Below are 20,934 nucleotides of genomic sequence, written 5' to 3' on the forward strand. Positions count from 1 at the left end.
CATGCCGGGATGTTGCGACGGTCACCGCTGCTAAACTTTGTGCTTAATGCCTTCGAGGTATCTAACCTGGCCGAGGTGATACAGAGGCTTAAAGTTTCAAGCTGTTTCTCACGGCGACTATTTCGTCAGCACTGGCCTTATAAATCTCAGCCTGACCCGCGTAAGAAAGTACATAAGCCTTATCCGCCCCGACCGCCGCAACCAATGTTTGCGACAACACATGTCGGCCATTTTCAGTGATCGTACAGGTGGTTTCCAGTGCGTCCAGAGCGCCGAGTTTCGCCGGGTGCACCTTATTGCACACACTCTGATAACCACCCTGGAAAAAGTCTTTCTGAATCGACTTGCGCATCTCCAGCAGCACGCCCGGCACATTGACCTGATGACCAGCTTCAACCTGAGTCATGGTCAACTCCATCACCATGACCTGATTGCCATCGGCGTCGTTTTTCACCGCACGCTGGCGCGACACCTGCGGCGGTGTGTCGGGCAATGTCTGGATTTCCCACCCCGCAGGCCAGGTGATACTCGGCTGATCGGCCCATGCCGGAGCGGCCAGCAGCGACGAGAAAAGGCAAACGAATAGCACGTTGAACGGTCGGATCATTACCAGAGGCACTCGCAGATTGAGCAGCAAAGTCTGAGGCCCGGTCGCCCCCAGAGCAAGCCGCGCATTCGGTTTGGCGATGCCGCCCCGCATGCGTATCATTGCGCCCATTCACTCGCCCCATTGTTACGGAGGGCCTATGAGCCTGCACGAACTGAACACTTTCCCCGGCGTCACTGCCACGCCAGACAGCGCAACCCGCAACTTCGTCTTCAACCACACCATGCTGCGTGTGAAGGACATCACCAAGTCCCTGGACTTCTACACCCGCGTACTGGGCTTCTCGCTGGTTGAAAAGCGTGACTTCCCGGAGGCCGAATTCAGCCTGTACTTCCTCGCCCTCGTCGACAAGGCGCAGATCCCGGCCGACGCCGCGGCCCGCACCGAGTGGATGAAGTCGATTCCCGGCATCCTCGAACTGACTCACAACCACGGCACCGAAAACGACGCCGACTTCGCTTATCACAATGGCAACACCGACCCGCGCGGTTTCGGTCACATTTGCATTTCGGTGCCGGACATCGTTGCGGCTTGCGCGCGCTTTGAAGAGCTGGGCTGTGACTTCCAGAAGCGCCTGACCGATGGCCGCATGAAAAGCCTGGCGTTCATCAAGGACCCGGATGGCTACTGGGTTGAAATCATTCAGCCTGCGCCGCTGTAAAAAGATCGCAGGCCTCGCCAGCTCCTACACATCCTCTGTAGGAGCTACCGCAGCCTGCGATCTTTTGCTTCACCCATAAAAAAACCCATGATCGCTCATGGGTTTTTGCGTTTCAGCGACTGATGCTTACGCCGGCGCAGAAGTGCGGATCAAGTGATCGAAGGCGCTGAGGGAAGCCTTGGCGCCCTCGCCCACTGCAATCACGATCTGCTTGTACGGCACGGTGGTCACGTCACCCGCCGCGAAGATCCCCGGGATCGACGTCTCGCCGCGGTTGTCGACGATGATCTCGCCACGTGGTGACAGCTCGATGATGCCTTTGAGCCAGTCAGTATTCGGCAGCAGACCGATCTGTACGAAGATCCCTTCCAGCTCGACGTTGCGCAGTTCGTCAGTCTTGCGATCCTTGTAACGCAGGCCGTTGACCTTCTCGCCATTGCCGGTGACTTCAGTGGTTTGCGCACTGGTGATCACGGTGACATTTGGCAGGCTGTGCAGTTTGCGTTGCAGCACCGCGTCGGCACGCAGTTGCACGTCGAACTCCAGTAGCGTCACGTGGGAAACGATACCGGCCAGGTCGATGGCCGCTTCGACGCCGGAGTTACCGCCGCCGATCACCGCCACACGCTTGCCTTTGAACAGCGGACCGTCGCAGTGCGGGCAGTACGCCACGCCCTTGTTGCGGTATTCCTGCTCACCCGGCACGTTCATTTCACGCCAGCGTGCGCCGGTCGCCAGGATCACACTCTTGGCTTTCAGGGTCGCACCGCTGGCGAAATGGACTTCGTGCAACTCGCCGTTCTTGCCGGGAATCAGCTTGTCGGCGCGCTGCAGGTTCATGATATCGACGTCGTACTGCTTGACGTGTTCTTCCAGCGCCGTCGCCAGTTTCGGGCCTTCGGTTTCCTGCACGGAAATGAAGTTCTCGATGGCCATGGTGTCCAGCACCTGACCGCCGAAGCGCTCGGCCGCCACACCAGTGCGGATGCCTTTACGGGCGGCATAGATAGCAGCCGAAGCACCGGCTGGGCCACCGCCAACTACGAGGACATCAAAGGCTTGTTTGGCGCTGATTTTCTCGGCCTGACGCTCGATGGCGCCGCTATCGAGTTTGGCGAGGATTTCTTCCAGGCCCATGCGGCCCTGACCGAAGTTTTCACCGTTGAGGTAAATGCTTGGCACGGCCATGATCTTGCGATCGTTGACTTCGTCCTGGAACAACGCGCCGTCGATGGCGACGTGACGGATGTTCGGATTCAGCACGGCCATCAGGTTCAGCGCCTGGACCACGTCCGGGCAGTTCTGGCACGACAGCGAGAAGTAGGTTTCGAAACTGAACTCACCCTTGAGCGAGCGGATCTGTTCGATCACTTCAGCACTGGCTTTCGATGGGTGGCCACCGACCTGCAACAGGGCCAGCACCAGCGACGTGAATTCATGGCCCATCGGGATGCCGGCGAAACGCAGGCTGATGTCGGCACCTGGGCGGTTGATCGAGAACGACGGCTTGCGGGCATCGGTGCCGCTGTCGATCAGAGTAATTTGGCTCGAAAGACTGGCAACGTCTTTGAGCAGGTCAAGCATTTCCCGGGATTTCGCACCGTCGTCGAGGGAAGCAACGATCTCGATCGGCTGGGTGACCCGTTCCAGGTACGATTTCAACTGGGCTTTAAGATTGGCGTCCAACATACGGGCGATCTCCTGTGTCTTTATTCAAGGCGAAAAAAAGCCCGAGCGAATCTCGCCCGGGCTTTTTCAATGGGCGGTGCAGCTTACTGAAGTAGGTGCGGAGTCCCGCCCTGTGTTGCGTGTCTCACAGACTCAGATCTTGCCGACCAGATCCAGGGACGGAGCCAGAGTGGCCTCGCCTTCTTTCCACTTGGCCGGGCAAACTTCGCCTGGGTGAGCAGCAACGTACTGAGCAGCCTTGATCTTGCGCAGCAGCTCGGAAGCGTCACGGCCAACGCCGCCATCGTTCAGCTCAACGATTTTGATCTGGCCTTCAGGGTTGATCACGAAGGTGCCACGGTCAGCCAGACCAGCTTCTTCGATCAGCACGTCGAAGTTGCGGGAGATGACGTGGGTCGGGTCGCCGATCATGGTGTATTCGATTTTGCCGATGGCTGGCGAAGTGTTGTGCCAAGCAGCGTGGGCAAAGTGGGTGTCGGTCGAAACGCTGTAGATTTCCACGCCCAGTTTCTGGAACGCAGCGTAGTTGTCGGCCAGGTCTTCCAGCTCGGTTGGGCACACGAAGGTGAAGTCGGCTGGGTAGAAGAACACTACGGACCATTTGCCTTTCAGGTCAGCGTCCGAGACTTGTACGAAGTCGCCGTTTTTGAATGCGGTAGCTTTGAACGGTTTTACTTGGCTGTTGATGATAGGCATTGATGACTCTCCGTCAGGGTTGTGAATTCGATGGGTGAATCCTACCCACTCACTCGACGGATGGCTCATTGGCAAACCTGATGCTGCTGATTTGTTTTCGCTATTAGCTGACTGTATTAATAGAAGAAAACCATATCTACGACGAAGCCGGCTTGTCCGTAATCCGAGCCATCCCGTGAAAGGGACTCGCTTCAACATAGCGCATAGCTGACTTCATATCCTTCCAGCCGACATAGCTCATCAAGGATTTCAAATCCCAGCCACTTTGATGCGCCCAGGTGGCAAAGCCGCGACGCAGGGAATGGCTGGTGTAGCGCTCGGACGGGATGCCGGCGCGCTCCAGCGCCTGACGCAGTAATGGAATGACACTGTTGGCGTGCAAGCCCTCCTCGCTCAGATGTCCCCAGCGGTCGATGCCGCGAAACACCGGACCGCGCACCAGCGCCGCCTCGGTGATCCAGTCGATATAAGCCTGCACCGGACACAGCTTGAGCAACGCCGGCGCCTGATACGTCTGCCCGAGGTTCTCGCGGTCGCCCTTGCTGCGTGGCAGATACAAGGTGATGCCGCTACCGGCGTGCGCCTGCACATGCTCAATCTGCAAACGGCACAGCTCATCGCTGCGAAAGCCGCGCCAGAAACCCAGCAGGATCAGCGCCCGGTCGCGACAGGCCTTGAGCAACTGCGGGCGATCTTGCTGCTGCCGCGCACTGCGGACTTCCTGTTCAAGCCAGTCGACCACTTGCTGCAGATCGTGCAGCTGCAGCGGCTCGGCCTGTTTTTCCTGCGCCGGATGCAGTGCGCGAATGCCTTTGAAGACCTTGCGCACCACTGGCGCCTTGGTTGGGTCGGCAAAACCCTGACTGTTGTGCCACTGCGCCAGCGCTGACAAACGCAGCTTCAGCGTATTGATCGACAGCACGCCGGCATGCTCGACCAGATACCGCGCAACGCTATCGGCCGTCGCCGGCAGGAACCCGCCCCACTTCACTTCAAAGTGTTCAATCGCCGAACGATAGCTGCGGCGGGTGTTGTCACGGGTGGCGGCTTGCAGATAGCGATCAATCTCGCTCATGGACAGTGTTCTCGCTGGCGTACTGATTCAGGGCGCAAAAAAGCAATTTAATCACCTGACATTGGGTAATACCAGTATATCCCGTCTGTTATTAATCAAACATTTAACTTTATTTCCAGCGTGGTACACTGCGTACTTTGGTGGCATGTACCACAGTACGAAACGGTAGGAGTTGACATGGCCCGTGGCGGCGTAAATAAAGCAGTGGTTCAGATCGCGCGCACAGCGATTCTGGCCCGAGGCGAACACCCCAGCATCGATGCAGTACGCATCGAACTGGGCAACACCGGTTCGAAAACCACGATCCATCGCTATCTGAAAGAGCTGGATGACGGCAGCCAACCGGTCGAAGCGTCCGCGGAACCGATCAATGACGAACTGACCGCACTGGTATCGCGTCTCGCCCAGCGCCTGAAAGAACAGGCGCAAGAGCCGATCGAACTAGCGCGCGAGCAGTTCGAAGAGCAGCGCGAAACCCTGGAAGCGGAACTCAAGCAGGTGCGCCAGGCACTTGAGCAACTGGAACAACAGCACGACATTCAAGGCGCGGCGCTGGCCAAGGAATCCGAAGCGCTAAAAGAAACCCGCTCGATGCTGCAGACCGAGCAAACCCGCAACGCCGGACTCAATCAGGCACTGGCCGACTTCGAATTGCGCCTGCAGGACAAGGACGAGCAGATCCGCTCGCTGGAAGAAAAACATCTGCACGCCCGCGATGCTCTCGAACATTATCGCAATGCCACAAAAGAACAGCGCGAGCAGGAACAGGCACGTCACGAAGGCCAGCTTCAGCAATTGCAGATGGAGCTACGTCAGGCGCAACAAAGTGCGCTGGTGCGTCAGGACGAGATCACCCAGCTACACCGCGACAACGAACGTCTGCTCACGGAAAACCGTGGTACCCAGCGCGAACTGAGCCTGATGCAGGATCAGCTCAAGCACAGCAACCAGCGTCAGGATCAGTTGCTGGAGCAAGCCACTCGCGTCGACAACGAACGCACCCTCCTCCAGGAACGCTTGCGCGTGGCCCTGCTGGAGAGTCAGACGCTGAAACAGGATGCCGACGAACAGCGGCAGCTCAATCAGTCACTGAAGAAGGAATTGACCAAGACTCAAGCGAGTCTGGAAGACAGCTTGCGTCTGGCGGCTACCGTTGCGGCAGCGCCAGACACAGCCAAGGCGAAAGACGCTTAAGCGCCGACCGGCGTACGCATAGTGACGAACTCTTCGGCGGCCGTCGGGTGCACCCCGATTGTGTCGTCGAAGTCACGCTTGGTCGCGCCAGCCTTCAGAGCAATCGCCAGACCTTGCACGATTTCACCCGCATCCGGGCCGACCATGTGGCAGCCGAGCACTTTGTCGGTCTTGCCGTCGACCACCAGTTTCATCAGGGTTTTCTCCTGACATTCGGTCAGCGTCAGCTTCATCGGACGGAAGCGGCTCTCGAAAATCACCACTTCGTGGCCCGCTTCCCGCGCTTCCTCTTCGGTCAGGCCGACAGTGCCGATGTTCGGCAGACTGAACACCGCCGTCGGGATCATCTTGTAATCCACCGGGCGGTATTGCTCCGGCTTGAACAAGCGCCGCGCCACCGCCATGCCTTCGGCCAGTGCCACAGGCGTCAACTGCACGCGACCGATGACATCACCCAACGCCAGAATCGATGGCTCACTGGTCTGATACTGCTCGTCGACCTTGATAAAGCCCTTGTCGGTGAGCTGCACATCAGTGTTTTCCAGGCCCAGGTTGTCCAGCATCGGACGGCGGCCCGTGGCGTAGAACACGCAGTCGGCTTCCAGTACGCGGCCATCCTTGAGGGTCGCCTTGAGGCTACCGTCAGGCTGTTTGTCGATACGCGCGATGTCGGCGTTGAATTGCAGATCCATACCGCGCTTGGTCAGCTCCTCCTGCAAATGCTTGCGCACCGAGCCATCGAAACCACGCAGGAACAGATCACCGCGATACAGCAGCGTGGTGTTGGCGCCCAGGCCATGGAAAATCCCGGCAAACTCGACCGCGATGTAACCACCACCGACCACCAGTACCCGCTTCGGCAGCTCTTTGAGGAAGAACGCCTGATTGGAGCTGATCGCGTGTTCGTGCCCCGGAATCTCCGGAATCTGCGGCCAGCCACCCGTAGCGATCAGGATGTTCTTCGCGGTAAAGCGCTCACCGTTGACCTCGACCTCATGCGGACCGACGATTTTCGCGTGGGCTTCGTGCAGGGTCACGCCGCTGTTGACCAGCAAGTTGCGATAAATGCCGTTGAGGCGATTGATCTCGCGGTCTTTGTTGGCGATCAGGGTCGCCCAGTCGAAATTGGCTTCACCCAGACTCCAGCCGAAACCGGACGACTGTTCGAAGTCTTCGGCGAAATGCGCGCCGTACACCAGCAGTTTCTTCGGCACGCAGCCGACGTTGACGCAGGTACCGCCCAGATAACGACTCTCGGCCACCGCCACTTTCGCGCCGAAACCGGCCGCGAAGCGCGCTGCACGTACACCGCCGGAACCGGCACCAATCACATAAAGGTCAAAATCGTAGGCCATTGCTATCTCCTCGGCAGGCCAACAGCATACCCGCCGCCGTCCATTGGGCAAGCGCCGTGAGCAGCTTTTCGCCCGTCTCGGCGAAGTCGGGAAATATCTCCAAATAATAATATTTCTTGTTTGATACTAAATCGTCGGGCTGCACCTCGTCTTTGAACCAACGGATTTTTTCCCTCGAAGACAAGGAGTCTGCTGCGATGTTCGCGCCCATTACCCGTTCCATGACCCTGACTGTCGGCTTGTTCAGCATGGCGTTGAGTCCCGATCTGCTGGCTGAAACCGACCCTGAAACAGCGCCACAATCCGCCGCCCAGGCGCTGGAACTGGACGCCACCAGCGTCAGCGCCGAAGGCCTCGGCGTTAACACTGAAAACACTGATTCCTACACCACTGGCGCGATGAGCACCGCGACGCGGCTGAACCTGTCGATCAAGGAAACCCCGCAATCGGTGTCCGTGGTCACGCGCCAGCAGATGGATGATTTCAAGCTCGGTACCTTGTCCGAAGCCATGCGCCAGACCACCGGCATCGTCGTGCAACACAACGACTCGGACCGAGTCAGCTATTCGGCGCGGGGTTACCCGATCAACAATTTCCAGATCGACGGCATGCTCAACACCTTCGGGCGCATGAAGTCGGATTCGGACACCATCATCTACGACCGCATCGAAGTGGTCCGCGGCGCGACCGGCCTTACCACCGGCGCCGGTGATCCCTCCGCCACCATCAACATGGTGCGCAAACGCCCGACTGCCCAGTGGCAGGCACTGGCCGGGGTCAGCGGTGGCAGCTATGACAACTATTACAGCTATGTCGATGTTGGTGGGCCGCTGGCTTTCGACGGCCGGCTGCGCGGGCGCACGGTGCTGGCCTATCGTGACAGCCAGTCGTTCCGTGACAAATACGCGCTGCAACGCGAGGTCGGCTACGGCATTCTCGAGGCTGATCTGACCGACTCCACGGTGCTTGCCGTCGGTTACGACTATCAGGACAAGCAGGTACAAGGCACCTCCTGGGGCACCGTGCCGTACTGGAACGCCGACGGCAGCAAGGCGGGTCTTGGCCGGTCAACGAACATGGCGACCTCCTGGAGTTCCTGGCCGCTGAAGGACAAGACCGCGTTCGTTACCCTGGACCAGCAATTGGGTAATGGCTGGAAGCTGAAGGCCGCCTACACCCACCGCGAAAGTGATACCGACGGCAAGGTCTATTACGGCGGCTCCGGTTTTCCCGAGGCCGACCGCAGCGGCATGACGGCCTACATGGGGCACATGCTCGGCACGCAGAAAATGAGCGTGTACGACTTCAACCTGTCAGGGCCGTACCAGCTGTTCGGCCGCGAACACGAGATGATGTTCGGCTACGGCGAGGCGGAAAACCGCTCGACTTCGCCCTACGCCTTCAACAGCCCCCAAGCCGCCGACTACGGCAAGATCCGCGACTGGAAATACATGGGTGACATCGGCAAATTCGCCGACACCGTTACCGGCCTGCCGGGCGCGCGAGGCATCACTCGGCAAAAGGCCGGTTACCTCGCGACCCGCCTGAGCCTGACCGATGAGCTGCATGCCGTCATCGGCAGCCGCTATGGCAGTTGGGACGAATCCAGCACCGATTACTACTATGACGCGCAGCAAAAACTGAGCAGCACCGATGCCACCCATCAGCGTCAGAACGATATCTGGACGCCCTACGCCGGCCTTCTTTATGACCTGACGCCGGAGTACACGGCTTACGTGAGCTACACCGACATTTTCAAACCGCAGAGTAAACGCGACAGCAACCGCAATTACCTCGACCCCGTGGTTGGCAGCAACTACGAAGTCGGGCTCAAGGGCAGCCTGCTCGACGAACGCCTGAACCTGGCAACGGCAGTGTTCTGGAGCAAACAGGACAACGTCGCCGAGCGCGACAACTCGGTGCCCCCAGACCCGGTGAGCGGCGAGGAGTTTTTCAAGTCCGGCGGCAAGGGCAACAAGGTCAATGGCTTCGAGGCCGAAGTGTCCGGGGAAATTCTCAGCGGCTGGAACATGACCGCCGGGTACACCTACACCCATTCCGTCGACGGTGAAAAACAGCGCAGCAACACTGCTCAACCGCTGAACATGCTGCGGCTGTCCACGGCCTATCGCTTGCCGGGCAACTGGCACGCACTGACTGTCGGTGGCGCGGTGAACTGGCAGAGCGACGTCTATGGCGCGGCCAACCGCCCGATTGGGCGCGGCGCCAACGGCCGAATCATCACCGAACCGGCGCGGATCAATCAGCAGGCCTACAGCGTGGTCAAGCTGATGTCGCGTTATGAATTCGACAAGCACCTGTCGGCATCGCTGAACGTCGATAACCTGTTCGACAAGAAGTATTACGACAACGTCGGCTTCTACAACGGCGTGTACTGGGGCGACCCGCGCACGGTAACGCTGAGCCTGGACTGGAAGCTCTGACCAATCCAATCCAATCCAATCAAACCAAACCCTGTGGTGAGGGGATTCATCCCCGATGGGTCGCGAAGCGGCCCCACGCTCGAGGTGACGCACAATGCGTCACCCAATCCCCTCACCACCGCCGTTAACCCCGAGTTAATGCCGTGCCGGGACACTGTGCCCCGAGATCTGCTTCATGGACGAACGGCTCCCACGTTTTTCAGTAGGAGACACCATGAAAACCACCACCGCCATTCTTGCCGGGCTACTCGCCCTCGGTTCCGCCAGCGCCTTTGCCGAGGGCGGCGCCGAACGCATGCGGCATTACTACGACAACTTCCCGGTCCACCACGCGCCAAGCGAACAGCCGACCGATAGCAAAACAGCGGAACTGCAGGTTCCGAACGATCAGACCGCGCAAGTCACCGAGTCTTATCGCGACTGATTCACCGAGCAACCGATGGACCTCCGATGGCTCCGCTCTGGCCTCGGAGACGACAGTTGGGCGCCCTGTGCGGGGCGCCTTTTTTTATGCCTGCAGATCCTTGATCCAGAACAGCATGCGGCCATGTTCCGGGTCGAACATGCCGGGGGCGAAGCCGAACTTTTGATAGGCGTTCTGCGCCACCGCATTGCCTTCGAGCACTTCCAGGGTGATCTTGCAGCAGCCGCGCTGGCGGGAAATCTCCTCGACCTTGCGCAGCATTTTCTGGCTCAGCCCGAGGCCGCGAAATTTCGCCAGCACTGACACATCGTGAACATTGACCAGCGGTTTGCAGGCAAACGTCGAGAACCCTTCGAAGCAGTTCACCAGCCCTGCCGGCTCACCACCGACGAACGCCAGCACGCTGAACGCGTGGGGCCGGCGGGCCAGCTCTTCAGGTAGACGACGCAGCAGCTCGGGGGCAATCGGCTGACCGCCGCCCATCGGATCTTCTGCGTAGTGATTGAGCACAATGCCGATGGCTTCGGCGTGCAGTGGATTGGTGTAGCTGGCTTGCAGCACAAGTATTTCTGCGGAATCCATTTCCATCCCCGATCAAAGCCCCGGCGTGCAAGGTGCGCACCTGAAAGGCACCTCGACCTTAACGCGAGGCTGCCTGGGTCACAACCGGAGAAACGCTGATAGCAAACGCCTGCAGGAGCTGCCGCAGGCTGCGATCTTTTGATTTTCCAGCGTCAGCGCCCCCAGATCAGCTCCTCGGTCCAACCCAGTTCGGCAAAATCCTGAGCACGCAGGCCGCTCTCGCCAGCACAGAAAAACTCATCCAGCTGCGGCGGTTTCACCGTGGTCGCGCTGAGCATCGCGTGCACCTGCCCACGATGATGAATCTGGTGCTCGAACAGGTGCGACAGCATACGCAAGCGACTGTCATGCTGCGGCGTTTCCCGGGCGATGGTGACGATCCGCCCCAGATCGGCATCGCGCAGTTGCTCACAATAAGCGATCAACCGACGGTCCACGTGCGCCTGCTCTTCACGCAGCGCAGAGGCCTCGGTAAACGGCTCGTCACGGTTGAAAAACACATAGCAGTCGGGATGCGGCTCGTCACCGCGCAACTCGCGTTCCAGCGCGTCGACGTAGAACCAGTCGCACGTCAGGATGTGATTGAGGGTGAGGCGGATACTCGGAAAGAAGCTCGTTCGCGGCGCCGCCAGCTCAGTGGCGTCGAGCTGATTCCAGGCTTTGCCGAGGCGGTGATTGGCCCACGCGTTCTGGTAGGCCATGGTCAGTAAATGATGCGACAGCGGTTGGCTCATGTTCGCGCCCTCTTCGCTCAGGATTCGGCAAAACGCAGCAGCTGCATCTCCTGCAATCGGCTGAGGGTGCGCCGGAACGGGAATTCCAGATAACCCTCGGTGTACAGCGCCTCCATCGGCACCTGCGCCTCGATGTACAGCGGGACTTTACGGTCGTAACACTCGTCGACCAAGGCAATGAAGCGACGCACGCCGTCGTCGTGCACCGACAGTTGCGGCAACTCACGGTCACCGGCCACCACCTGCGCCGAGCCGTCCTCGGTGCCGCGAGCGATGCGCCCTTCGCGTTTCTGTGCGCTGAGGTTCGGCACATCGCTCAACAGAATAGCCCGATAGCGATCACACAGCGCGATGAAGTCCATCGCGGCGAACGGTTGCTCGCAGAGATCGGTATAGCGGCACCAGAGCACCGATTCGCTGGCCTGCACCACGTTCAACAGGCGATGGCCGACGGGCACTGGCTTGTTGCTGGCGGGCTGCCCGGCGTTGAGCGACTGGAAGACCTGCTGCAGCGCGCTGTCCTGCCCCGGCGCAACGACAAAATACCGCTGCAGACCTGCACCCGGATGCAGGCGATGATCCTCGGCACCGTTCACCGCCACCACTTGCATGTGCGCCTTGATCGCGGCAATCGCCGGGACAAACCGGTCACGGTTGAAGCCGTCGGCATACAGCTCATCCGGCGGCAAGTTGGAGGTGCAGACCACCACCACGCCTTCGTCGAACATCACCTGAAACAGGCGTCCGAGGATGATCGCGTCGCCGATGTCGTTGACGAACAGCTCATCGAAACACAGCACCCGCACTTGCGCCGCCAGCTCTTTTGCCAGCGCTCGCAGCGGATCGGCGATCCCGGTCAACTGGAATGAGCGCTGGTGCACCCAGCCCATGAAATGATGAAAGTGCTGCCGTCGGGCCGGCACCCGCAGGCTCTGATAGAACTGATCCATCAACCAGGTCTTGCCACGCCCGACCGGGCCCCACAAATACACGCCGGCGACCGAACGGGCACCGGCATGCAAGGCTTCATGGCATTTTTGCAGCGCCCAGACCGCATGCTCCTGGGCTTCATCCTGGATGAAACCCTTGTGCTCGATCGCGTGTTGCCAGGCGCTTAAAGGAGAGTCGAAAGTCATGCGCGGCAGTATATATCCCTGCAGGAGCTGTCGAGTGTAATGAGGCTGCGATCTTTTGATTTTGTTTTAAAGATCAAAAGATCGCAGCCTTCGGCAGCTCCTACACAGGGGTTGTGGGTGTCAGCGGTCGACTTTATGTCGGGCGGCGTAGAGGCAGAGCATTTCCATGGCCAGGGTTGCCGCTGCCAGTGACGTCACGTCCGCATGATCATAGGCCGGTGCCACTTCCACCACGTCCATGCCCACCAGATTGATTCCGCGCAAGCCGCCGAGGATTTCCAGCGCCTGCACCGTGCTCAACCCGCCACACACCGGAGTGCCGGTGCCCGGGGCAAAGGCCGGATCGAGGCAGTCGATATCGAACGTCAGATACACCGGGTGGTCGCCAACCCGTGCGCGAATTGCCTCGACAATCGCCTCGCAGCCCCGCCGATGTACCTGACGTGCATCAAGCACGGCAAAGCCCTGATGATCGTCATTGGTGGTGCGCAAACCGATCTGCACCGAGCGCGCCGGATCGACCAAGCCCTCCTTGGCCGCATGCCAGAACATGGTGCCGTGATCGACACGTTTGCCGCCCTCGTCCGGCCAGGTGTCGCTGTGCGCATCGAAGTGGATCAGCGACAGCGCGCCGTGTTTGCGGGCATGGGCCTTGAGCAGCGGATAGGTAATGAAGTGGTCGCCACCAAAGGTCAGCATCGCACTGCCGGAATCAAGAATGCGCTCGGCATGCGCCTCGATGCTTTCCGGAATGGTGTGCGGCGAGCCGTAATCGAAGTCGCAATCGCCGTAGTCGATCACCGCCAGATGATCGAACGGATCGAACGCCCACGGCCAGTGGCGTTCCCAGGCGATCCCGGTGGACGCGGCGCGAATCCCCCGTGGCCCGAAGCGTGCACCCGGGCGATTGCTGGTGGCGGTGTCGAACGGCACCCCGCTGACCGCCACGTCGACGCCGCGCAAATCACGGCTGTAGCGGCGACGCATGAAACTGGTGATCCCGGCGTAAGTGCTTTCGGCGGCAGTCCCGTACAGGCTGTCACGGGTCATGGCTTGGTCGTTGAGCATCGGCACGTCCATCGGTGTGCTCCTTTGATTATTGATGGCTACGGAAAGTGGTCCACAGACGCGTGCGCTGACGCATGTCCTTGAGGCTCATGCTGCGGTCGGCGTACAAGCGCTCGCGCATTTCGGCGGGTGGATAGATGTCCGGATCATTGCGCACCGCCTCGTCCACCAGCGGCGTTGCAGCCTGATTGGCGGTGGCGAAAAACAGCGTGTTGGTCAGCTCGGCGACCGATTCGGGGCGCAGCATGAATTCGATGAACGCCCGCGCCGCCTGCGGGTTCGGCGCGTCCTTGGGAATCGCCAGGTTGTCCTGCCAGATCAACGTGCCTTCGCGCGGAATCCGGTAAGCGACCTCGTACGGTTTGCTGGCCTTGTGCGCCTGATCGGCTGCCATGCTCACATCGCCGTTGTAGGTCAGCGCCAGGCATACGCTGCCATTGGCCAAATCGTTGATCTGCCGGCCGGTGGCGACGTACAGCACTGACGGCTGGAGTTTCTGCAACAAGGCTTCGGCGGCGGCCAGATCATTTTTGTCGGTGCTGTAGGGATCCTTCCCGAGGTAATGCAGCGCCAGACCAATGACCTCCTGCGGCGAATCGAGCACAGCAATTCCGCAGTCCTTGAGTTTGCTCGCGTACTCGGGTTTGAACAGCAGGTCGAGGCTGTTCAGCGGCACGTCCGGCAAGCGCTTTTTCACCGCCTCGACGTTCAGCCCCAACCCGAGTGTGCCCCAGGTATAAGGCACGGCGTAGCGATTACCGGGATCGACGGCGGCAAGTTTTTCCAGCAGATCGGGATCAAGGTTGGCGTAACCCTTGAGGCCCTCATGGGGAATTTCCTTCAGCGCGCCCGCCGCCAAGCCACGGGCCAGCACGCTGGACGACGGCACCACCACGTCATAACCGCTGCCACCGGTCAGCAGTTTGGTTTCCAACACCTCGGACGTATCGAAGGTGTCGTAGCGCACATGAATGCCGGTCTCCTGCTCGAAACGCTGCAGCGTCTGCGCCGGCACGTAATCGGCCCAGCTGTAGAGATTGAGGGCCTTGTCCTCGGCCTGTGCCTGGATGACCACGGACAACAACAGCGCGGGAAAACATAGCTTGAATACGGGAGCCATGACGAACACCTGACCGGAGGAAGTGGTGGCAGGATGCGCCGTCGGATACATTGCAGAAATACCAAGTTTGTTAACCTGACTTTATCCGGGAGTAATGTGATGCTCGGTCAGCTTCACGACGTCGACCTGCAGTTGCTGCGCCTGTTTGTGCGGGTCGTGGAATGTGGCGGCTTCAGCGCGGCGCAAGGTGAGCTGGGCCTGAGCCAGTCGAGCATCAGCCAGCAAATGGCCAAGCTGGAAACCCGCCTCGGTTATCGTCTGTGCAGCCGGGGCAAGGGTGGGTTCAGCGTGACGCCCAAGGGCGAGCAAATGCTGATCGCGATTCGCACGCTGTTTGCATCCATCGAGACCTTCCGCCATCAATCCAACGGCGTCGCTGGACGGTTGATCGGTGAGGTGCGGCTGGGCCTTTCCGAAGCCGTCGATCAGTCGGTGCTGCTGCGGGTGGCGGATGCAATCCGGCGCTTTCGCGAACGCGACGAGTCGGTGCGCATCGAGTTGATCAGCGCGATGCCCGGGGAGATGGAGCGCCTGCTGCTGCAACAGCGGCTGGACCTGGCCATCGGTTATTTCTCACAGGTGCAGAGCGCTTTCGATTACCGCGAACTGTTCCAGGAAACCCAGCATTTGTATTGCGCGCAGGGGCATCCACTGTTCAGCATCGATGCGCCGGATGACGAGGCGTTGCAAGCCTGCGACCGGGTCGATCATCCGTATCGGTTCATGCGCCGTGGCGAGCCGTTTGCGGACCAGCGCTGTTCCGCGCGTTCGGAGCAGGTCGAAGGTACCCTCGCGTTCATTCTTTCCGGCAAGCACATCGATTATTTGCCCGATCACTATGCGCGGGTCTGGGAGGACAAGGGACTGCTGCGCGCGCTGCGGCCTGGGGAACTGAGTTTCGAAGTGGCGTTTCATCTGGCCCGGCACCGCGCACAGGTACCGGGGGATGCGCAGAAGGCGTTTGAGGAGGATTTGCTCGCCGCCTTTGTTTGAAGATCAAAAGATCGCAGCCTTCGGCAGCTCCTACATTTTGCATTCCTGTAGGAGCTGCCGAAGGCTGCGATCTTTTGATTTAAGGGAAAATCCTCCTCAAACCCAATAAAACCTGACCTTTCAGGCAATTTTTGCTCGTTGCCCTCGCCGCCCGCTTCCGGCATCCTGCGCCTCCATTTTCTGACCCGGCCCCGCCTCACGGCGCGCAAAACACCATGACCGCCTCTGAAAAAGTCCCGCGCAACAACGATCTGATCTACGGCCTCAACGACCGACCGCACTTGACCGCCACGGTGTTCGCCGCACTGCAACACGTGCTCGCGAGCTTCGTCGGCATCATTACCCCGACCCTGATCATGGGCGGCGCCCTGGGCCTGCAAAGTGAAATTCCTTACCTGATCAGCATGGCGCTGTTCGTCTCGGGCCTCGGCACGTTCGTTCAAGCCAAGCGTTTCGGCCCAGTGGGTTCCGGTCTGCTGTGCCTGCAAGGCACCAGTTTTTCCTTTATCAGTGTGATTCTCAGCGCCGGTTTCATGGTCAAGGCACGTGGCGGCGGTACCGATGAAATTCTCTCGACCATTTTCGGTGTGTGCTTCTTCGCGGCATTCATCGAAGTGGTGCTCAGTCAGTTCATCGGCAAGCTCAGGATGCTGATCACTCCGGTGGTCACCGGCACCATCATCACGTTAATGGGCCTGTCGCTGATCAAAGTGGCGATGACCGACATCGCCGGCGGTTTCGGCGCGCCTGATCTGGGCGCGGCCAGCCATGTGTTCCTGGCCGCTTTGGTGATCGGCACCATCGTTGTGCTGAACCGCGTCGACGTGCCGTTTCTGCGCCTAGGCGCCATCGTCATCGGCCTGACCCTCGGCTACGTGGTCGCGTGGCTGATGGGCACCGTGGATTTCGCCTCAATGCCCGAAGTGCCGCTGGTCAGCGTGCCGGTGCCGTTCAAGTACGGCTTCAATTTCGATTGGGTGGCGTTCGTGCCGGTGGCGGTGATCTTCCTGGTTTCGCCACTGGAAGCCGCTGGCGACCTGACCGCCAACTCGATGATTTCGCGGCAACCGGTCAAAGGCCCGCTGTACATTCGCCGGATCAAGTCCGGCCTGCTCGCCGATGGCCTCAATTCGGCGATGGCTGCAGTGTTCAACAGCATGCCGATGGTGACCTTCGCGCAGAACAACGGCGTGATCCAGTTGACCGGCGTCGCCAGCCGCTACGTGGCGTTCTTCATCGCCGGCCTGTTGGTGCTGCTGGGGCTGTTCCCGATGATCGGCGCGGTGCTGCAACTGATGCCCAAACCGGTGCTCGGTGGCGCCGAACTGGTGATGTTCGGCACTGTGGCCGTGGCCGGGATCAAGATCCTCGCCGAGGCCGGCCTGCATCGGCGCAACATGCTGATCGTGGCGATCTCCGTGGGCATGGGCCTGGGCATCGCCGCCGTGCCGGAAGTGCTGCGCGAGTTGCCGCAAGCGCTGCGTAACATCTTCGAATCGCCGATCACCGTCGGTGCGTTGTGCGCTATCGTGCTGAATATCTTCCTGCCGGAAGAATTCATTGAGCTGGAAGAAGACGATTTCGATCCGGAAGCGTCGATTCTGCAGGTCATGGAAAACCCCGATCTGCCGGCCAAAGCTGAACCTGCAAGCGCAGCGGCGGTCGCACAGTTGAACCGCTGACGCGACGCCATGAAAAAAGGGCTGAACCGGCAACGGTTCAGCCCTTTTCGTTGAGAGACTGTTTATGCGCCGCGTCCACGCCGTCATCCTGTCCCTGCTGCTGTTGTCCCTGAGCGCGTGCGCGCTGTTTCCCAACCGAGACCCGGTGAACATCAACGTGGTCGGCCTCGAACCGTTGCCGAGCCAGGATCTGGAAGTGCGCTTCGCGATCAAGTTACGGGTGCAGAACCCCAATGAAACGGCCATCGATTACAACGGTATCGCCCTGGATCTGGAGGTCAATGGCCGTCCCCTGGCCTCGGGCGTCAGTGATCAGACCGGCTCGATCCCGCGCTTCTCGGAAACCGCGGTCAGCGTGCCGGTCAGCGTTTCCGCGTTCTCGGTACTGCGCCAGACCCTCGGCCTGAGCCAGACACAAACCCTCGACAACCTGCCCTACGTACTGCGCGGCAAACTCGCGGGCGGGGTGTTCGGCACCCTGCGTTTTGTCGACAGTGGCAAGCTGAGTTTGCCAAAGGCCACTGCTGCGACGTGGTAAATGCACAATTTTGAAACCGCTCATAAATACCTGTGAGAGCTGGCTTGCCAGCGATAGGGTCGCGTCAGCCAACATCGTCGTTGCTGACAGTCCGCCATCGCTGGCAAGCCAGCTCCCACAGTTTTTTCAATCAGCCCGACGTTATGCGGTGAACCGCACGCCGGGTTTGGCGCGTTCATCAACCGACAGCTCAAACACATCCGGCCGCGCATAGTGGCCAACCACGTCGTAGTCATAGCGCGCCCGAACCAGCTCATCAGTATCGATCTCAGCCGTCAGCAACCCCGTCTCGCCACGTAGCGGACCTGCCAGCACATCGCCCATCGGCCCGACAATCACACTGCCGCCGGCAATCAACGGCCGATCCGCCGGCCAGTTGGCAATCTCCACGCCCAGCGCATTTGGCGAAGCCTGCACTTGACAGGCACTGACCACAAAGCAACGGCCCTCATGGGCGATGTGGCGCATGCTGACCTGCCACATCTCGCGCTCGTCCACGGTCGGCGCGCACCAGACCTCAATGCCTTTGGCGTACATCGCCGTGCGCAGCAGCGGCATCATGTTTTCCCAGCACACCACCGCACCGAGTTTGCCGACCTGCGTGTCGAGTACCGGCAGCGTCGAGCCGTCGCCCTTGCCCCAGATCAGTCGCTCGGTGCCAGTCGGCATCAGTTTGCGATGCTTGGCCACCAGCCCTGCCTGCGGGTCGAAATACAGCGCCGTGCAATACAACGTGCTGCCGGCACGCTCGATCACGCCGATCACCAGATTGGCCCCGGTGCGTGCCGACAAACCGGCCAGTGCTTCAGTTTCTGCCCCCGGCACGTCAATGGCGTTCGCGAAATAGCGTGCAAAGGCCTCGCGCCCCTCGGGCAGGCGATAGCCCAACTGAGTGCCAAAGCCCTCGCCTTTCGGATAGCCACCGAGCAACGCTTCCGGCATGACCACCAACGCCGCGCCGGACTCGCTGATCGCATCTTCCCAGCTGAGGATCTGTTCCAGGGTTTCACCCTTGCCACCGGGCAAGGCGCCAATCTGCAGGGCGGCGACGATTGATTTGGGCATTGCAGTCACTCCATCAGGTTCAAGTGTTGCCGATTCTGCGGCGGCGCGGGATCATGAATAAAGACCGATTCACTGCTGAATGATATGAGCCAAATGAATATCGCAACCATCGACCTCAACCTGCTGAAAGTCTTCGAAGCGCTGCATGAGGAGTCCAGCGCCAGCCGTGCGGCGCTGCGTCTGGGCGTGACCCAATCGGCGGTCAGCGCGGCATTGCGCCGGTTGCGCGACGTGTATGGTGATCAATTGTTCGTGCGCACCGGACGCGGTCTGGCACCGACGCTCAAGGCCAATCAACTGAAGCCGGTCGTCAGCGAGGCGCTGAACAAATGCCGGCAAAGCCTGGCGATGGTCGACCCGGCGGCCCATCACTATGACGGCCGTTCGGTGACGGTGGGCCTGTCGGATGATTTCGAAATAGCCTATGGCCGGCGCCTGATCGAAGAAATCGCCCGCTGTGCACCCAAGCTGCGGCTGATCTTCCGCCAGACCCACAGCCAGATCGTCGCTCGCGCCCTGATGGAGCGCAGCATCGACCTGGCGATCACCGCCGGCGGGTTTGCCGAGCGCTTGCTCAGTCGTCTGGTATTGGGTGAAGGGGATTATGCCTGCCTGGTCGATCCGGGCAGTCTGGCGCCCGGTCAACAGGGCATCGATTTGCCGGAGTTCGTCGCTCGCGAGCACATTCTGGTGTCCTCGGGCGGTTTTATCGGCATCACCGATGAGGGGCTGGCGGCGCTGGGGCTGAGCCGGCGGGTCTGCGCCTCGACCACCCACTTTGCCGCGCTGCCGCATCTGCTCAAGGGCAGCGACGCCGTGGCAACCATCCCGACCCATGCCGCCCGGGCCATTGCCCAGCTCAGCGGACTGATGCTGCTGCCCTGCCCGCTGGCGCTGCCGCGTTACCCGATCGAACTGGGCTGGCGCACCAGCACGCAGATCGACCCGGTGGTGATCAAGGTGCGTGAGGCGATTGTCGGGTGTTTCAACGCGGACTGAGGCGCATGTTACTTGTTGGCTGCCATCAGGCGATTGACTTCACTGCGCACCATGTTGGCGAATTCCGGCGGGGACATGCCATCCAGCTCGGCGCGCACCCACTCGGCCCATTTGCCCTTGCGCTTGGAGCGTTCGCCGAACAACCGCGCGGCTTCGCCTTTGGCTTTGCCCAGATTGTTCTGCCAGAGTTCGAACAGACGGGATTTCTCGTCTTCCAGCGCAGCGCGCTCGGCGAGGGATTTGTCGGCCAGATTGAAACTCATGGGGAAATACCTGCTGCGTAAAATGGCGACATCTTACACGCTCGGCGGAAATCTCCCGCGCAGGTTTTTCTTTCGCACCTAAAATCAGTGCAACTTTTCCGTCAGCGCCACACTCCATTGATCACTGTTCATCCATCTGCAAGGAGTCACCCAATGGCCCGCAAATCCCGCGTGCAAGCCGTCGAAGACCAAATCAAGGATCAGGCGTTTAGCGAACTTCAGGCTTTGATCGAAGAGTCCGACAAACTGCTCAAGAGCAGCGCCTCACTGGTAGGCGAAGAAGCCGAGACCCTGCGCGGACAAATCGCTCTGAAATTGCAACAGGCGCTGGACTCGGTCTCCAGCGTGCGTGAGCGCACCAAACCGGCGGTCGAGGCCACCGAGAGCTACATTGGCGGCCATCCGTGGCAGACCGTGGCGATTTCCGCCGGTTTTGGCCTGGTGGTGGGCTTGTTGCTCGGTCGTCGCTAAGCGACGTTCGCCAGAGCGCATTGTTCAAGGCCTGACAATAAATCTGTGGCGAGGGAGCTTGCTCCCGCTGGACTGCGCGGCAGTCCCCTATTCTCAAGCAGACAAAGGGGCCGCTTCGCAACCCAACGGGAGCGAGCT

Annotated in this window: 22 protein-coding genes; 9 read left to right on the plus strand and 13 right to left on the minus strand. The window is 60.2% G+C overall.

What is annotated here, in order from left to right; translation table 11 throughout:
• Positions 1 to 88: 88 nt before the first annotated feature.
• Positions 89 to 607, minus strand: coding sequence for a DUF4946 domain-containing protein (locus tag ACTJKS_RS07255; protein ID WP_198759381.1), 519 nt, complete (start codon positions 605 to 607; stop codon positions 89 to 91).
• A gap of 139 nt (positions 608 to 746) precedes the next feature.
• On the opposite strand from ACTJKS_RS07255, the gene gloA reads away from it, so the two are divergent.
• Positions 747 to 1,268: a lactoylglutathione lyase gene (gene gloA / locus ACTJKS_RS07260; RefSeq protein ID WP_007963339.1), complete on the plus strand. Its 522-nt coding sequence runs from the start codon at positions 747 to 749 to the stop codon at positions 1,266 to 1,268.
• 126 nt (positions 1,269 to 1,394) lie between these two features.
• Here the strand turns inward: gloA and ahpF are convergent, their stop codons facing one another.
• The 3 genes from ahpF to ACTJKS_RS07275 form a co-directional block, all read right to left on the minus strand.
• Positions 1,395 to 2,957: an alkyl hydroperoxide reductase subunit F gene (gene ahpF / locus ACTJKS_RS07265; protein ID WP_262949347.1), complete on the minus strand. Its 1,563-nt coding sequence runs from the start codon at positions 2,955 to 2,957 to the stop codon at positions 1,395 to 1,397.
• A gap of 132 nt (positions 2,958 to 3,089) precedes the next feature.
• The gene (gene ahpC, locus ACTJKS_RS07270) at positions 3,090 to 3,653 is read right to left on the minus strand and encodes an alkyl hydroperoxide reductase subunit C (protein WP_003224621.1); all 564 of its coding nucleotides are present in this window, start codon (positions 3,651 to 3,653) and stop codon (positions 3,090 to 3,092) included.
• A gap of 136 nt (positions 3,654 to 3,789) precedes the next feature.
• On the minus strand, positions 3,790 to 4,728 hold the full coding sequence (locus ACTJKS_RS07275) for a site-specific integrase (RefSeq protein WP_086791105.1): 939 nt from the start codon (positions 4,726 to 4,728) through the stop codon (positions 3,790 to 3,792).
• Between the two features lie 177 nt (positions 4,729 to 4,905).
• Between ACTJKS_RS07275 and ACTJKS_RS07280 the strand changes: the two genes are divergently transcribed.
• A complete protein-coding gene (locus ACTJKS_RS07280) occupies positions 4,906 to 5,922 on the plus strand; it encodes a DNA-binding protein (protein WP_262949344.1) in 1,017 nt (338 codons plus the stop codon).
• Here the strand turns inward: ACTJKS_RS07280 and gorA are convergent.
• Together gorA and ACTJKS_RS07290 are read right to left on the minus strand one after the other, a co-directional pair.
• A complete protein-coding gene (gene gorA / locus ACTJKS_RS07285; RefSeq protein ID WP_103521639.1) occupies positions 5,919 to 7,277 on the minus strand; it encodes a glutathione-disulfide reductase in 1,359 nt (452 codons plus the stop codon). The genes ACTJKS_RS07280 and gorA overlap by 4 nt on opposite strands.
• The gene (locus tag ACTJKS_RS07290) at positions 7,261 to 7,488 is read right to left on the minus strand and encodes a hypothetical protein (protein ID WP_108182640.1); all 228 of its coding nucleotides are present in this window, start codon (positions 7,486 to 7,488) and stop codon (positions 7,261 to 7,263) included. Before ACTJKS_RS07290 ends, gorA begins: the two co-directional genes overlap by 17 nt.
• Between ACTJKS_RS07290 and ACTJKS_RS07295 the strand changes: the two genes are divergently transcribed.
• A complete protein-coding gene (locus tag ACTJKS_RS07295) occupies positions 7,475 to 9,721 on the plus strand; it encodes a TonB-dependent siderophore receptor (RefSeq protein WP_262949342.1) in 2,247 nt (748 codons plus the stop codon). The two genes, ACTJKS_RS07290 and ACTJKS_RS07295, sit on opposite strands and share 14 nt — an antisense overlap.
• A gap of 214 nt (positions 9,722 to 9,935) precedes the next feature.
• Positions 9,936 to 10,145, plus strand: coding sequence for a hypothetical protein (locus tag ACTJKS_RS07300; RefSeq protein WP_108182638.1), 210 nt, complete (start codon positions 9,936 to 9,938; stop codon positions 10,143 to 10,145).
• Between the two features lie 84 nt (positions 10,146 to 10,229).
• Here ACTJKS_RS07300 and ACTJKS_RS07305 read toward each other — a convergent pair whose 3' ends face one another.
• The 5 genes from ACTJKS_RS07305 to ACTJKS_RS07325 form a co-directional block, all read right to left on the minus strand.
• A complete protein-coding gene (locus ACTJKS_RS07305; protein ID WP_041067176.1) occupies positions 10,230 to 10,727 on the minus strand; it encodes a GNAT family N-acetyltransferase in 498 nt (165 codons plus the stop codon).
• Between the two features lie 152 nt (positions 10,728 to 10,879).
• The gene (locus ACTJKS_RS07310; protein WP_108182637.1) at positions 10,880 to 11,461 is read right to left on the minus strand and encodes a DinB family protein; all 582 of its coding nucleotides are present in this window, start codon (positions 11,459 to 11,461) and stop codon (positions 10,880 to 10,882) included.
• Positions 11,462 to 11,478: 17 nt separating this feature from the next.
• Entirely contained in the window at positions 11,479 to 12,597 is a 1,119-nt protein-coding gene (gene zapE, locus ACTJKS_RS07315; protein WP_108182636.1) for a cell division protein ZapE, read from the minus strand.
• A gap of 120 nt (positions 12,598 to 12,717) precedes the next feature.
• Positions 12,718 to 13,677, minus strand: a complete 960-nt coding sequence (gene speB, locus ACTJKS_RS07320; RefSeq protein WP_108182635.1) for an agmatinase — start codon at positions 13,675 to 13,677, stop codon at positions 12,718 to 12,720.
• 16 nt (positions 13,678 to 13,693) lie between these two features.
• Positions 13,694 to 14,785 carry a polyamine ABC transporter substrate-binding protein gene (locus tag ACTJKS_RS07325; RefSeq protein WP_108184390.1) on the minus strand — a complete coding sequence of 364 codons (1,092 nt, stop codon included), beginning with the start codon at positions 14,783 to 14,785 and terminating at the stop codon, positions 13,694 to 13,696.
• Between the two features lie 99 nt (positions 14,786 to 14,884).
• Between ACTJKS_RS07325 and ACTJKS_RS07330 the strand changes: the two genes are divergently transcribed.
• From ACTJKS_RS07330 to ACTJKS_RS07340, 3 genes are all read left to right on the plus strand, one after another.
• Positions 14,885 to 15,778, plus strand: coding sequence for a LysR family transcriptional regulator (locus ACTJKS_RS07330; RefSeq protein ID WP_108182634.1), 894 nt, complete (start codon positions 14,885 to 14,887; stop codon positions 15,776 to 15,778).
• Between the two features lie 215 nt (positions 15,779 to 15,993).
• Positions 15,994 to 17,460 (plus strand): nucleobase:cation symporter-2 family protein, encoded by a 1,467-nt coding sequence (locus ACTJKS_RS07335; RefSeq protein ID WP_086791097.1) that lies wholly within the window; start codon positions 15,994 to 15,996, stop codon positions 17,458 to 17,460.
• Between the two features lie 64 nt (positions 17,461 to 17,524).
• Complete coding sequence (locus ACTJKS_RS07340) at positions 17,525 to 17,998, plus strand: LEA type 2 family protein (protein ID WP_108182633.1); 474 nt, start codon at positions 17,525 to 17,527, stop codon at positions 17,996 to 17,998.
• Positions 17,999 to 18,139: 141 nt separating this feature from the next.
• On the opposite strand, the gene ACTJKS_RS07345 is transcribed toward ACTJKS_RS07340, so the two are convergent.
• The gene (locus tag ACTJKS_RS07345; RefSeq protein WP_108182632.1) at positions 18,140 to 19,063 is read right to left on the minus strand and encodes a carbon-nitrogen hydrolase family protein; all 924 of its coding nucleotides are present in this window, start codon (positions 19,061 to 19,063) and stop codon (positions 18,140 to 18,142) included.
• Positions 19,064 to 19,147: 84 nt separating this feature from the next.
• Between ACTJKS_RS07345 and ACTJKS_RS07350 the strand changes: the two genes are divergently transcribed.
• A complete protein-coding gene (locus ACTJKS_RS07350; RefSeq protein WP_108182631.1) occupies positions 19,148 to 20,062 on the plus strand; it encodes a LysR family transcriptional regulator in 915 nt (304 codons plus the stop codon).
• An 8-nt stretch (positions 20,063 to 20,070) separates the two neighbouring features.
• Here ACTJKS_RS07350 and ACTJKS_RS07355 read toward each other — a convergent pair whose 3' ends face one another.
• Positions 20,071 to 20,325: a hypothetical protein gene (locus ACTJKS_RS07355; protein ID WP_003224595.1), complete on the minus strand. Its 255-nt coding sequence runs from the start codon at positions 20,323 to 20,325 to the stop codon at positions 20,071 to 20,073.
• Positions 20,326 to 20,478: 153 nt separating this feature from the next.
• Here ACTJKS_RS07355 and ACTJKS_RS07360 point away from each other — a divergent pair, with 153 nt between their 5' ends.
• Complete coding sequence (locus ACTJKS_RS07360) at positions 20,479 to 20,796, plus strand: DUF883 family protein (protein WP_007961870.1); 318 nt, start codon at positions 20,479 to 20,481, stop codon at positions 20,794 to 20,796.
• Positions 20,797 to 20,934 lie beyond the last annotated feature (138 nt).

The sequence above is a fragment of the Pseudomonas sp. 22189 genome, assembly GCF_052045635.1.
Lineage (GTDB): Bacteria > Pseudomonadota > Gammaproteobacteria > Pseudomonadales > Pseudomonadaceae > Aquipseudomonas > Aquipseudomonas parakoreensis.